Here is a 14,412-nt window from a genome sequence, read left to right as displayed (position 1 = left end):
TTCTTAGATTCTTAGATTCTTAGATTCTTAGATTCTTAGATTCTTAGATTCTTAGATTCTTAGATTCTTAGATTCTTAGATTCTTAGATTCTTAGATTCTTAGATTCTTAGATTCTTAGATTCTTAGATTCTTAGATTCTTTAAATTTGCTTCGCAAATTTATTTTTAAACTGAGTTTACACCATAAAAAAAGCCCCTTCAAAAAGAAGAGGCTTTAGTACTCAGAGCGGGACTTGAACCCGCACGAACATTGCTGTTCACTGGATTTTAAGTCCAGCGTGTCTACCAATTTCACCATCCGAGCAATTATACTTTTTAAATGTTTTTTTTTTAGCTAATTTTTTAAAAAAATTAATTAAACACAACACCATCCGAGCATCATATGGTTTTGAGCGAAAAACGGGGCTCGAACCCGCGACCTCGACCTTGGCAAGGTCGCGCTCTACCAACTGAGCTATTTTCGCGTTTCAAATTTTAATAAGAACTTCAACACTTGTTCCGTATTGCGAGTGCAAATTTAGGACATTTATTCAATTAAACAAGCCTTTTTAAAAAAAAAATCATACTTATTTTATAACTTTCTGATAACCTAAACTTTAAATCTGAAAATTTATTTCTTAACCAGCATCCTTTTAATTTCGTTAAGTTTCATCAGTGCTTCAACTGGCGTTATAGCATTTATGTCAAGGCTCGTGATTTCTTCTTTTATTTCTTCCAATAAAGGATCATCCAGATTAAAGAAACTCATCTGCATTTCATCATTTGCCGATTTGATTCCGTTTAACGCATCACTTGAATGATTCTTCTCTAATTTTTTTAAAAGCTTTTGCGCTTTCAGAATTACAATTTGAGGCATTCCTGCCATTTTCGCAACATGAATACCAAAACTATGGGCACTTCCTCCTTTTACCAACTTTCTAATAAAAAGTACAGTATCTTTTAATTCTTTTACCGCCACATTATAATTCTGAATTCTCGGCAACGATTCTGTCATTTCATTTAATTCATGATAATGCGTTGCAAATAATGTTTTTGCTCTTCCAGGATGTTCATGCAAAAATTCAGCAATAGCCCAGGCAATTGAGATTCCGTCGTACGTACTTGTCCCACGCCCGATTTCATCTAATAAAACCAAACTTCTCTCTGAAATATTATTCAAAATTGAAGCCGTTTCATTCATTTCAACCATAAATGTCGATTCTCCCATCGAAATATTATCTGAAGCCCCTACTCTGGTAAAAATTTTATCTACAATTCCCATTCTTACACTGTCGGCCGGAACAAAACTTCCCATTTGAGCTAAAAGTACAATTAAAGCCGTTTGTCTTAAAATAGCCGACTTACCCGACATATTAGGCCCTGTAATCATAATAATCTGTTGGGATTCTCTGTCTAGGAAAACATCATTGGCTATATAGGGAGTTCCTACAGGCAATTGTTTTTCAATTACCGGATGTCTTCCATTTTTTATATCCAATTCAAATGTATCGTCAATTTCCGGACAGACATATTTATTCTCAACAGCCAGTTGTGTAAAAGAACACAAACAGTCTAACTGTGCCACTAAATAGGCATTCATCTGAACGGGTTTGATATAGGTTGCAATCCAGGCCACTAATTGCTCAAAAAGATCTGTTTCAATTTTATGGATTCTTTCTTCAGCTCCTAAAATTTTAGTTTCGTATTCCTTTAACTCTTCTGTAATATAACGCTCAGCATTAACCAAAGTTTGTTTACGAATCCACTCTTCCGGCACTTTATCTTTATGCGTATTTCGAACTTCGATATAATATCCAAAAACATTATTAAAGGAAATCTTTAAAGAAGAAATTCCGGTTCTCTCCGACTCCCTTCTTTCAATTCCTTCTAAATATTCTTTTCCAGAAGTTGAGATAGCACGCAACTCATCTAATTCTTCACTAATTCCTTTTGCAATAGCATTTCCTTTTGCAATCGCAACGGGCGCATCCTGATTTAGAGTTGTTTTGATTTTCTCTCTTAACAAATCGCAAGCATGCAGACTATCTCCGATAATTTTTACTGCTTCCTGCGGACTTTCGAGTGCAAGGGTCTTAATTGGAATAATAGCATCGAGAGATTCTTTCAAATACACAATTTCGCGAGGCGAAACCTTTCCGGCAGCAATTTTAGAAATCAAACGCTCTAAATCTGAAATTTGTTTGATTTGATATTGAATATTGTGAAGAATTTCAGGATTGGATTTCAAATACGAAACCACATCATGACGTCCTTTTATTTTGTTACTGTCTTTTAAAGGCAATGCCAGCCAGCGTTTTAATAGACGCCCGCCCATTGGCGAAAGCGTTCTGTCAATTACATCTAAAAGCGTAACTGCATTTGGATTGTAACTGTGATATAATTCTAAGTTTCTAATCGTAAAACGATCCATCCAGACATAAGCGTCTTCCGCAATACGCTGAATTGCCGTTATGTGCTGTACGCGATTGTGTTGTGTTTCGGACAAATAATATAAAATTGCCCCAGAAGCAATAATCCCTTCCTTTAGCTCTTCAACCCCAAAACCTTTTAAGGAAACGGTTTGAAAATGTTTTGTCAAAGTTTCTAGCGCATAATCTTCTTTGTAAATCCAGTCTTCCAGATAAAAGCTATGAAAATCATCGCCAAAAGCGGCTTTAAAATCACCTTTATTGTTTTTAGGAACCAGAACTTCACTCGGATTAAAATTCTGCAATAATTTATCGATGTATTCCGCATTTCCCTGAGCAGTCAGGAATTCTCCTGTCGAAACATCCAAAAAGGAAACTCCGATATTTTTGTTAGCAAAATAAACTGATGCTAAAAAGTTGTTTGATTTAGATTGTAAAACCTCATCATTTAAAGAAACTCCTGGCGTTACCAATTCCGTAACACCACGTTTCACAATCGTTTTGGTCATTTTAGGATCTTCCAGCTGATCACAGATAGCAACACGAAGCCCGGCTTTAACCAATTTTGGCAAATACGTATTAATAGAATGATGAGGAAAACCTGCCAAAGCAGTTTCTGTTTCAGAACCCGCGCCTCTTTTCGTTAATGTTATTCCGAGAATTTTAGAAGCCCTGATAGCGTCTTCTCCAAATGTTTCGTAAAAATCTCCTACTCTGAAAAGCAAACATGCATCAGGATATTTTCTCTTGATTTCGTTGTACTGTTTCATCAAAGGTGTCTCTTTCACCACTTTCTCTTTCGCTGCCAAATTATTGTATTTTTAAATAAAAATTAAGACAGCGAATTTATGATTTTTTGAAGGAATATAGAAGGCTTCAAAAATTAAAATATTTTAAGAAATTTTTAAGCACAGATATCAGAATTTTACATAGATTTGTTTCATCATTAAAAACAAAGACACTTTAAAGATGAAAAAAATAATTTTATTCGCTATGTTAGCTGTAGTTGGAATTACAGCTTCTAATGCTCAAAGTACTAAGAAAGCTGCTACAGCTAAAGCTGCTAAAGTTCAGGGTGCCGGAATGGTTTTTGAAAACGAAACTATTGATTACGGAACTATCGCTCACAATGCCGATGGTAACCGTCAGTTTGTTTTTGTAAACAACGGAACAAAGCCATTAATTATTACTAATGCTACCGGATCTTGTGGCTGTACTGTACCAACAACACCAAAAGAACCAATTGCTCCTGGAGCTAAAGGTGTTATTGGTGTAAAATATGCTACTGACAGAGTTGGTGCTTTTACAAAAACGGTAACAGTCACTTCTAATGCTGAAGGACAACCAACAAAAACATTAACTATTAAAGGTACTGTTTTACCAGATGCAGCAAAAAGCTAATCTGAAAACAATAAAATAATCGAAAAAGCTTCCTTATCTTTGGAAGCTTTTTTTATGACCTGAATTCAACCCAAATGAGAAAACTTGAAAATAGCGAACTAGACAGAAAATCAATTGATGATTTCAAAAAATCAGAAAAAACACCGCTGATTTTAGTATTAGATGATATTCGAAGCCTACATAACATAGGGTCCGTATTTAGAACTGCTGATGCTTTTTTAATTGAAAAAATAATTTTATGCGGTATCACAGCTACTCCGCCAAATAAAGAAATTCATAAAACTGCTCTTGGCGCTACGGAAACTGTTACTTGGGAACATCATGAAAATGTGCTTGAAGTTATTGAAAATTTAAAAAAAGAAAATGTTCTTACACTTGCCATTGAGCAAGTAGAAAGTGCCATTTTTCTTCAGGATTTTAAAGTAGAGAAAAGCCAGAAATATGCTTTAATATTTGGTAATGAAGTATATGGTGTTGCTCAGGAAGCTGTAGCAATTTGTGATGGCTGTATTGAAATTCCGCAATTAGGAACTAAACATTCTTTAAACATTTCGGTTAGTGCGGGAATAGTTGTTTGGGATTTATTTAAAAAAATCAACTTAAATTTGTGACATTCATAAAAATTATCACTTTTTAACAAGATAAGTTATTTCCAGGCATTTATTTTACAACTCTCTTAACTACTTTTACCAAAAGAGTTTACAAATTAATTGCTATGAAAAAAACGTTTTTGCTATTTCTATTTTTATCAGGTTTTGTTTGTTCAGCCCAATACACATTAATACCTGATCCAAAATTTGAAGCAGCCCTAATGGATTGGGGAATTGATAGTGGGTTAATTGATGGTAAAGTATTAACATCAAGCATTAATAATCTAACCCACTTAACCATAACAGGTTATGGTATCGGAGATTTCACAGGTATAGAAGATTTTGTCTCTTTACAAAATTTGGATTGTCGTGGAAATTATCTTTTAAATTTAGATATTTCAAAATTAACAGCTTTAATAGATTTAAATATTTCACATAATCTCATAAGTAATTTGAATGTTTCTCAAAACGTTAATTTAGTAAAATTAAATTCCTCACATAATAAATTAACCAGTTTGGATGTTTCTAAAAACATTCATTTAACTGATTTAGATTGTTCATTTAATGAATTAAACAACTTAGTTTCTCAAAACACAAGTTTAGAAAATTTGAATATTTCACATAATAAATTAACCAATATAGACATTTCTGAAAACACAGCTTTAATAGAATTAGACCTTGAAAATAATGGCTTAAGTACTTTGGATGTTTCTAAAAACATCAATTTAGTAAAATTAAATTGCTCATATAATAAATTAACAAATTTGGATGTTTCTAAAAACATTAATTTAACTGATTTAGATTGTGCATATAATGAATTAAATAACTTAGATACTTCTAAAAATCCGCTTCTGACTCTGTTAGACTGTAGTACTAATAAATTAACAACACTGGATATTTCTAAAAATGTAAATTTGATTTGGTTGTATTGCTTTGAAAATTTACTCACAAATTTGAATCTAAAAAACGGACAAAATACTAAACTTCTGCATGTATATGTTGATCATAATTCAAATCTCAGCTGTATCCTGGTAGACAATGCAGAATACTCTAATTCGAATTGGTCTACACACAAAGATACTGGTGCCACATATTCAACAGACTGTACTATTCCGCCTAGTATAGTAGCAAATGGCGATCAATTATATTGCCCGCAAACCAACATAAATATTGTTACTAAAATTGATATCAATCATGATCCTGCCCAAACAGGGACAGAAGCAATTTATATTCAAATCTCTTCTGGTTACTCTAATGGCTTTGATCAATTAACGCTTTCCAATACCGCATTACATCCGAATATTACTACAAGCTGGGATCCAGTATCGGGAAAATTAAAATTATACAGCTCTGCTGGTCTTGATATTTTATACTCAGATTTTGAAGCTGCTATAAAAGATGTACAATTTAAAAACTCATCTGCTGTTGCCTCAGGAACCAGAACCTTTTCCATAACAATCGGACAAGCTAATTATCTTCCTTCTACAGGACACTATTATTTGTTTAAGCCAAGTATTGGAATTACCTGGACACAGGCAAAAACAGCAGCAGAAAGCAGCACTTATTATGGCCTGAAGGGATATCTGGCAACTATTTCAGCTGCTGATGAAGCAAAACTATCAGGTGAACAAGCCTCGGGAGCCGGCTGGATTGGCGGAAGCGATGCTGAAACAGAAAACGTCTGGAAATGGGTTACAGGACCCGAAGGGCTTGCAAATAATGGAACCGGAACCATTTTTTGGAATGGCCTTTCTAACGGAACCACTCCTAACTTTGCCTTTTGGAACAATACCGAACCCAATCAAGCCGGCGATGAAGATTACGCACATATTACAGCCCCTGGTATTGGAATTGCGGGTTCCTGGAATGATTTATCAAACACAGGGTCATTGAATCCGGGGGATAATTATGAGCCAAAAGGATACATTGTTGAATACGGGGGAATGCCGGGCGAATATCCTTTAGAAATTGCCGCCAGTACCCAGATTACGATTCCGGAAGCTACAATTACTACTCCAAGACCAATTTGTGATTCAGGACCTTTAACTTTATACGCTGCTTCAAATGCCGGAACAATAAGATGGTATGACGCTCAGGTTGGAGGTAAGTTACTGGAAACCGGAAACACTTATACAACCCCAATAATAAGCAATACAACAACTTATTATGCAGATGCAGGCTGTGAAGTAAACCGAAAAGCAGTGGTTGCTACTGTCAATAAAACTCCGGATGCTCCAACTGTGGTTTCGGATGTTTACAGATGCGGAACAGGAACTGTCACTTTACAGGCAACATCAAATATTGGAATTATCAATTGGTTTACAGATCCGGCAGGCGGATCAAGTGTTTATACCGGAAACAATTTTCCTACACCAAGCGTTTCTGCAAATACAACTTATTATGCAGAGTCTTCAGATAGCGGATGTATCAATTCAAATCGTACCCCGGCAAATATAATTGTATATACTCCTCCCGTAGTTACTGATGAAGAAGTTGTTTTATGTGAAAACCAAACCGTTATGTTAGATGCCAAATTAAGCGGAATGACATATAAATGGTCAACAGGAGAAACAACCCAAACGATAGAAGTTAACATAAAAGGTACGTATACAGTTGATGTAACCAGTCCGAATCCTGAAAATTGCACCAGTACAAAAATTATAACTGTCATTGAGTATAAAAAGCCAATCATTAAAAACATTGATGTAAAAAACACAACCATTACTATTAACCTGATCAATGCAACTGATTATTTTGAATACTCTGTTGACGGAGTAAATTATCAAACTTCAAATACTTTTTATGATGTACCCGGTGGTTTACAGACTGCCTATGTAAAAGCAAAAGATAACCTGTGTGACGTTAATGAAGTTACCCAAACCTTTATTGTATTAGTTTTTCCTTCTTTTTTTACTCCTAACAATGATACTCATAATGAATTTTGGGAAGTAACAGGAATGGAAAATTATCCGGAAGCACAAGTCACTATTTTTGATCGATACGGAAAATTATTAGCGCAACTTAGCGGTTCAAAAATGAGTTGGAATGGTACTTTTAACAATATTCCGCTTCCTTCTTCCGACTATTGGTATGTTTTAAAAATTAATGATTCAACACCAGTGTTTACAGGGCATTTTACTTTGAAAAGGTAAATTTTAATTAGACAATGTGGAAATTAGAAAATTAGATATTTTTTTCAGAATTCTATGAATTATCTAATTACCCTCTGAATTTCATTTAAAATAAAAAGGTAATCTTCGTGATTCTTAACAAAGTCACGATTTGAAACATCAATTATCAAAACATTGAGATCAGTTTGGGATTTAATATATTCTAAATAACCGTTATTAATTTTATCTAAATAATCTGCCTGAATGTTTTGCTCGTAATTTCGTCCGCGCTTTTTAATGTTCTGAAGCAGTCTGTCTGTATTCTGATATAAATAAACATATAAATCCGGCTTTGGCATTTCTCTATAAATGATATCAAACAAATTTCGGTACAGCCGATATTCATCTTCGGCCAACGTGATTTTAGCAAAAATCAAAGACTTAAAAATGTGATAATCGGCAATCACAAAATCTTTAAACAAGTCAAACTGAGCCAGGTCATCTGATAATTGCTGGTAGCGGTCTGCCAGAAAAGACATTTCTAACGGAAAAGCATATCGGTTCTGATCTTTATAAAATTTTGGTAAAAACGGATTATCGGCAAAGCGTTCCAAAACGGTTTTTGCATTAAAATCTTCAGCAATTTTTTGTACCAAAGTCGTTTTTCCCGCCCCAATATTTCCTTCAAAAGCAATATAATTAAATTGCTCTAACGGAATTTGTGCCAATGGATTTTTCAAGTCCTGAACCACTTTGCAAACACTGTCATCTGGTGTTATGGTAATTAATTCGGAAACTGTTTTCTGAAAAATGGGATGTTTCCAGTCCAATTGTAAATCCTGCATCGGCAATAAAACAAATTTTCGGTTTTGCATTAGAGGATGCGGAATCCGTAACTTTTCTGTTTCAATTATCTGGTCATCAAAAACAATCAGATCAATATCAATAATCCGGGATTGATAACCTTGGTGATGAGTACGAATACGGCCTAATTGTTTTTCAACCTTCAGAACCTGATTTAGTATTTTTTGTGCCGAAGAATAACTGTGTAAAAGCAAAGCACAATTATAAAAAGCATCACTTTCGAATCCCCAGGCTGGTGTCTCATACAATTTTGAAACCTGAATTACTGTTCCAACTTCCTGATGTATCAAATTAATACAACTTTCGATATTCTCCAACCGGTTTCCCTGATTACTGCCTATAGATAAAACGACCTGATGCTGTGATTTCATAATTAATGCAAATTAACTAAAACTATTTTAGAATTAACAATATATTTGTAATGCGGGCTTTGAAATGAATTTGAATTTGTTTGCCAAAATTTGTAACAAAGCCCCTGTTTTAGATACTTATTTAAAAAATATACTTATGAAATTTCTAGGAAATGTAGTTGCCACTGTAATTGGCATTTTTGTTTTTATAATGTTATTCTTCTTCGGGGTAATTCTTATCGGAGCTATTTTTGGAGGAGACGACAGTGTTTCTGTCAAAGCAGATTCGGTTATCGAATTGGATTTAAAAGATATTCAAAATGATTATGCCGGAAAATACAAAGATCCTCTTGTGACGATTTTTTCTGACAAAAAAGAAATTGGACTATCTGACGTAATCAATGCAATTGAAGCTGCAAAAACAGATGACAAAATTAAAGGAATCTCGATATTAAATGACGAATCTTCTTTTGGATTGGCACAATATAAGGATTTAAGAAATGCGCTGGAAAGCTTCAAAAAATCAGGAAAATTTGTCTGGGCTTATGCTAATACCTATTCACAAAAAGAATATTATTTAAACTCGGTTGCGAATAAGATTTATCTTAACCCTGTCGGAGATTTAGACTTCAAAGGACTTTCTTCTGAGGTGATGTTTTTTAAAGATTTTCAGGAAAAATCAGGTATTCATATGGAAGTAATTCGTCATGGAAAATACAAAAGCGCCGTTGAGCCTTTCCTTGAAAATAAAATGAGCGATGCCAACAGAGAACAAATAACAGCACTTTTAAATTCGATTTGGTCTACTGTTGTAACTGACATTTCAAAAAGCAGAAGTATTCCTGTTTCCAAATTAAACGAAGTTGCAGACGGTTTATTAGCCAGAACACCCGAGATGGCAAAGACACAGCATCTGATTGACATAGTAGCCTATGAAGATGTGTATCACAATGCTATCAAAAAAGCTTTAAAAGTAACCGGTGATGATGATTATAACAAAATTTCGATTTCAGATTACACCCAAAACCATATCACTACCGCTCTTACTAATACTGCCACTGATGAAATTGCTATTATTTATGCTCAGGGCGAAATTGGAAGTGGTGAAGGAGATGTTAATCAAATTGGCGAAGGTTCTATGCGACGTTCTTTACAGGAAGCCAGAAAAAATGAAGATGTAAAAGCTATTGTATTAAGAATAGACAGTCCTGGAGGAAGCGCATTGACTTCTGATTTAATCTGGAGAGAAATCGAGATTACCAAAAAAATAAAACCTGTAGTAGTTTCTATGGGAAATTATGCAGCATCCGGTGGTTATTATATTGCCTGTAATGCCAATAAGATTTTTGCCGAAAAAAATACAATTACCGGCTCAATAGGGGTTTTTGGTGTTTTGCCAAATTTCAGTCCATTGGCAAATAAATTAGGAATAAATTCAGAACAGGTAAAAACACACGAAAACGCAGCTAATTACAGTCCGTTTGTTCCTGTTGACGAAAAATTTAAAGCTTTTACATTAGAAAGTGTAGAGCATATTTACAACACTTTTGTAACACATGTAGCCGAAGGCCGAAAAATGACTTTTGCACAAGTGGATGCGATTGGTCAGGGAAGAGTATGGTCAGGATCTGAAGCTTTAAAAATTGGTTTAGTAGATAAAATTGGAGGTTTGAATGACGCTATAGCTGAAGCAGCCAAAATAGCCAAAATAAAATCATACAGTACACAAAATTATCCTGAATACGAGAAGAATTTTAATGATCTTTTATCAGGTCTTCCTTTCGCTCAGTCAAAAGAAGCATTCATAAAAGAAAAAATTGGCGAAGAAAATTATTTGCTTATTGAGCACATTAAAAGGCTTCAAAAGTTAAAAGGAGCTCAGGCGATAATGCCATATAGTATCAACATCAAATAATTTCAGAATGAATAAAATAATCCTGCTTTTAACCGTTTTTATTCTGAGTTTTGTCAATGCTCAGGATAAAAAAGATATTCTATTTAAGGAATCTCCAGTTATTTTAAAGATAAATACCGATCAATTATATGGTACGCTGACAATTCCGGATGTATCCAAAAAATGCCCTGTTGCCTTAATTATTGCAGGTTCAGGACCAACAGACCGAAACGGAAATAATCCGATGATGAAAAACAATTCCTTAAAAATGCTTGCCGAAGCTTTGGCAAAAAACGGAATTGCATCATTACGCTATGATAAAAGAGGGGTTGGCGAGAGCAAGCCAGCCGCAATATCAGAAGGAGAATTGGTTTTTGAAAATTATACCGAGGATGCCAAAAGCTGGATTAATTTACTAAAACAGGACAAACGTTTCTCTAAAGTAATTGTAATTGGTCACAGCGAAGGATCCTTAATTGGAATGATTGCCGGTGCAAAAGCAGACAAATTTGTTTCTGTTGCCGGTGCGGGAGATGCGGCAGATAAAATCTTAAAATCTCAGATTTCTGCAAAAGGAATGAAACAGATTGAAGACATGACTTTTCCTATTATTGACAGTTTAAAAAACGGTAAAACAGTAAAGAATGTTGACCCGATGCTTAATTCTCTTTTCAGACCAAGCGTTCAGCCCTATTTAATTTCCTGGTTCAAATACAATCCGCAGACAGAAATAAAGAAACTTACAGTTCCAATCTTAATTTTGCAGGGAAACAACGATTTACAAGTAACCGTTCAGGACGCAGAAAATTTATCCAAAGCAAATACAAATTCAGAATTGTTAATCATTGATAAAATGAATCATATCCTGAAAGTTATTGAAGGCGACCAACAGGCAAATTTAGAAAGCTACAATAATGAAAACCTTCCTGTTTCTGAAACGCTGATTTCTAAAATAGTTTCCTTTATTCAGAAGTAACAATAAAAATTAAAATCAATCCGTTTGAATAATAAACTCAAACGGATTTTTTATTTAAATCAGGAACGATTCTTGCTGTTTTTAAATATAATTAAATCTGAAGACTGAAACAAAAAAACTATTTTTGTATGAGTTGATTATGTTAAACCCTCAAATCAAATTAATATGCTAAAGAAAATTTTAAAAATAACTGCTATTGTATTGGTAGTGTTTGTTGCGGCTTTGTTCGCAATTCCTTATTTATTTAAAGATCAGATAAAAGCAAAAATTGCCGATGCAATCAACGAGAATGTTGATGCAAAAGTTAGTTTTGCCGAAGCCGATTTAAGTTTGTTTAAAAATTTTCCAAACGCCAATGTTTCGATTGAAAAACTGGTCATTATCAACAAAGCTCCGTTTGAAGGAGACACTTTGGTTTCGCTTGATGAACTGAATTTAAAAATGAGTATCAAGGAACTCTTTAAAGGAAAAGAAGAACCTTTGAACATTGAAGGGATCAGCTCTCAAAACGGTTTGATAAATATTATTTTCAACAAAGACGGTGTTGGAAATTTTGACATTGCTTTAAAAGATAAAAAAGAAACCGAAAAAGAAGATAAAAAAAGTGATCCGCTTTCTTTAAAAATCCAGAATTATAAAATTGAGAATTTCACTTTCAGATATATCGATCAGGGTTCAAAAATCAAGATGGTAATAGACAGCCTGAATCATGAAGGAACCGGTGATTTTACGAATTCTAAGCTGGATTTAAATACAAAAACCACAGCCAATGTTTCGTTGGATATGGATAAAATGAATTACCTTAAAAATGTAAAACTAACTCTGGATGCTGTTTTAGGAATTGATTTAGAGAAAAGCAAATACACGTTTAAGGAAAACAAAGCTTTAATAAATCAATTGCCTTTGGAGTTTGACGGATTTATTCAGATGGCTGAAAAAGCACAGATTTATGATTTGAAATTTAAGACTCCGACCTCATCGTTTACAAACTTCTTAGGGTTAATTCCTTCAGCTTATGCATCAAGTCTGAATGGCGTAAAAACAACCGGAGACTTTACTATTGTTGGTTTTGCTAAAGGTGAATTAACAGAAACTACTGTTCCGAAATTCAATATTGCAATTGCATCAAATAATGCTTCATTTCAATATCCGAATTTGCCAAAATCAGTTCAGAATATCGTGATTGATACAAAAATCATCAATGAAACCGGTATTTTAAACGATACTTATGTAAATCTGGACAAACTTTCTTTTAGAATCGATCAGGATGTTTTTAGCGCTAAAGCGAATGTAAAAAACATAACTGTAAATCCGATTGTTGATGCTGCTTTAAAAGGCACGATCAATCTAGCAAATCTTTCAAAAGCCTATCCAATCAAACTAGATAAACCTTTAGCGGGTATTTTAAAAGCTGATGTAACTACGAACTTTGATATGGCTTCTGTAGAGAAAAGCCAATACGAAAACATCAAAAATGCGGGAACGATGAGTTTATCCGGATTCAAATATACGGATGAAAATAATAAATCCATGAACATCAGCACTGCTTTGGTTGAATTTAACCCGAGTAGAATTAACTTAAAACAGTTTAATGCCACTACCGGAAAAAGTGATATTGCCATTAACGGAGTTTTGGAGAATTTCTATGGTTTTATGTTTAAAAAACAAGAACTGAAAGGAAACTTCAATATGAGTTCAAACCAGTTGGCTGTTGATGATTTTATGACTTCAGGAGAACCTGCAAAAAATACTACTGCAGGCGGTGAAGCAAAGACTGAAACAAAAACAGCTGCAAAACCTGCAGAGGCAATGAAAATTCCGGCTTTCTTAAATTGTACTTTAAATGCAAAAGCAAATACAGTTTTATATGATAATTTAAAACTGACTGCCGTTTCCGGAAAATTAATTATCAAGGATGAAAAAGCAACTTTAGAAAATTTCAAAACATCCATTTTTGGAGGATCTATCGGATTGACCGGAACGGTTTCTACAAAAGCAAAAGTTCCTACTTTCGATATGAATTTAGGGTTCAATCAGGTCGATATTGCACAAACTTTTACGCAATTGGATATGATGAAAAAAATTGCACCAATTGCAGGAATTATTAATGGTAAATTGAATTCAACTATCAAATTAAACGGAAATCTCGATGCAAAAGAATTAACACCGGATTTAAAATCACTTTCAGGAGATTTATTAGGACAACTGCTTTCTACAACTGTAAATGCAAAAAATTCGACTTTGTTGAATTCCTTAAGTTCAAAAATAAATTTTATTGATGTAAATAAACTGAATTTGAACGACCTGAAAATGGCTTTAGCTTTTGAAGACGGTAAAGTAAAAGTAAAACCTTTTGATATAAAATATCAGGATATCAAGGCAACCATTGACGGAACACATGGTTTTGACCAGAATATGAATTATAATATAAAATTAGATGTTCCGGCAAAATATTTAGGTAAAGAAGCAAATGCTTTCCTTTCTAAATTATCTCCGGCTGATGCGGCTAAATTGGAGAATATTCCGATTTCAGGTATGATAACAGGTAACTTTTCAAACCCTAAAGTAGCTTTAGATACTAAAACAGCGATTAATAATCTTACCAGTCAGGTAGTAAGTCAACAAAAGGAGAAACTAACCCAAAAGGGTACAGCCGCTCTTTCCGATTTACTTAACAAGAACACCAAATCAAAAGACACCACAAAAACTGCTACTGAAAATAAGGCAAAAACGAATGAAGAAGTCAAAGCGAAAGCAAGCGATTTATTGAATGGCTTGTTTAAGAAGAAAAAATAATTAAAACAAAAAAGGTCAATCTT

At 34.0% G+C, this 14,412-nt stretch carries 8 protein-coding genes and 2 tRNA genes; 6 read left to right on the top strand and 4 right to left on the bottom strand.

Annotated features, from left to right (window positions below):
• Positions 1-218: 218 nt before the first annotated feature.
• From DMB68_RS12930 to mutS, 3 genes are all read right to left on the bottom strand, one after another.
• Positions 219-304: transfer RNA gene (locus DMB68_RS12930), tRNA-Leu, on the bottom strand.
• A gap of 87 nt (positions 305-391) precedes the next feature.
• Positions 392-464, bottom strand: a tRNA-Gly gene (locus DMB68_RS12925).
• Positions 465-610: 146 nt separating this feature from the next.
• Complete coding sequence (gene mutS / locus DMB68_RS12920; protein WP_165830133.1) at positions 611-3,217, bottom strand: DNA mismatch repair protein MutS; 2,607 nt, start codon at positions 3,215-3,217, stop codon at positions 611-613.
• Positions 3,218-3,377: 160 nt separating this feature from the next.
• On the opposite strand from mutS, the gene DMB68_RS12915 reads away from it, so the two are divergent.
• The 3 genes from DMB68_RS12915 (at position 3,378) to DMB68_RS12905 (ending at position 7,551) form a co-directional block, all read left to right on the top strand.
• Positions 3,378-3,809 carry a DUF1573 domain-containing protein gene (locus DMB68_RS12915; RefSeq protein ID WP_110347062.1) on the top strand — a complete coding sequence of 144 codons (432 nt, stop codon included), beginning with the start codon at positions 3,378-3,380 and terminating at the stop codon, positions 3,807-3,809.
• 74 nt (positions 3,810-3,883) lie between these two features.
• Positions 3,884-4,420 carry an RNA methyltransferase gene (locus DMB68_RS12910; RefSeq protein ID WP_110347061.1) on the top strand — a complete coding sequence of 179 codons (537 nt, stop codon included), beginning with the start codon at positions 3,884-3,886 and terminating at the stop codon, positions 4,418-4,420.
• Positions 4,421-4,524: 104 nt separating this feature from the next.
• Complete coding sequence (locus DMB68_RS12905; protein WP_231131650.1) at positions 4,525-7,551, top strand: Ig-like domain-containing protein; 3,027 nt, start codon at positions 4,525-4,527, stop codon at positions 7,549-7,551.
• A 59-nt stretch (positions 7,552-7,610) separates the two neighbouring features.
• On the opposite strand, the gene folK is transcribed toward DMB68_RS12905, so the two are convergent.
• Entirely contained in the window at positions 7,611-8,744 is a 1,134-nt protein-coding gene (gene folK, locus DMB68_RS12900) for a 2-amino-4-hydroxy-6-hydroxymethyldihydropteridine diphosphokinase (protein WP_110347060.1), read from the bottom strand.
• 136 nt (positions 8,745-8,880) lie between these two features.
• Between folK and sppA the strand changes: the two genes are divergently transcribed.
• The 3 genes from sppA to DMB68_RS12885 all read left to right on the top strand — a co-directional run bounded on the left by sppA (position 8,881) and on the right by DMB68_RS12885 (position 14,389).
• Positions 8,881-10,638 (top strand): signal peptide peptidase SppA, encoded by a 1,758-nt coding sequence (gene sppA / locus DMB68_RS12895; RefSeq protein ID WP_110347098.1) that lies wholly within the window; start codon positions 8,881-8,883, stop codon positions 10,636-10,638.
• Positions 10,639-10,645: 7 nt separating this feature from the next.
• Complete coding sequence (locus tag DMB68_RS12890; protein ID WP_110347059.1) at positions 10,646-11,593, top strand: alpha/beta hydrolase family protein; 948 nt, start codon at positions 10,646-10,648, stop codon at positions 11,591-11,593.
• Between the two features lie 165 nt (positions 11,594-11,758).
• Positions 11,759-14,389, top strand: coding sequence for an AsmA-like C-terminal region-containing protein (locus tag DMB68_RS12885; RefSeq protein WP_110347058.1), 2,631 nt, complete (start codon positions 11,759-11,761; stop codon positions 14,387-14,389).
• Positions 14,390-14,412 lie beyond the last annotated feature (23 nt).

The sequence above is a fragment of the Flavobacterium hydrophilum genome (genome assembly GCF_003202405.1).
Lineage (GTDB): Bacteria > Bacteroidota > Bacteroidia > Flavobacteriales > Flavobacteriaceae > Flavobacterium > Flavobacterium hydrophilum.
This window is presented reverse-complemented; position numbering and strand designations above follow the sequence as displayed.

Coding starts and splice junctions, on each gene's coding strand:
- DMB68_RS12910 (WP_110347061.1), top strand. CDS start 3,884: ATGAGAAAACTTGAAAATAGCGAACTAGACAGAAAATCAATTGATGAT.
- DMB68_RS12890 (WP_110347059.1), top strand. CDS start 10,646: ATGAATAAAATAATCCTGCTTTTAACCGTTTTTATTCTGAGTTTTGTC.
- DMB68_RS12905 (WP_231131650.1), top strand. CDS start 4,525: ATGAAAAAAACGTTTTTGCTATTTCTATTTTTATCAGGTTTTGTTTGT.
- DMB68_RS12885 (WP_110347058.1), top strand. CDS start 11,759: ATGCTAAAGAAAATTTTAAAAATAACTGCTATTGTATTGGTAGTGTTT.
- sppA (WP_110347098.1), top strand. CDS start 8,881: ATGAAATTTCTAGGAAATGTAGTTGCCACTGTAATTGGCATTTTTGTT.
- DMB68_RS12915 (WP_110347062.1), top strand. CDS start 3,378: ATGAAAAAAATAATTTTATTCGCTATGTTAGCTGTAGTTGGAATTACA.
- folK (WP_110347060.1), bottom strand. CDS start 8,744: ATGAAATCACAGCATCAGGTCGTTTTATCTATAGGCAGTAATCAGGGA.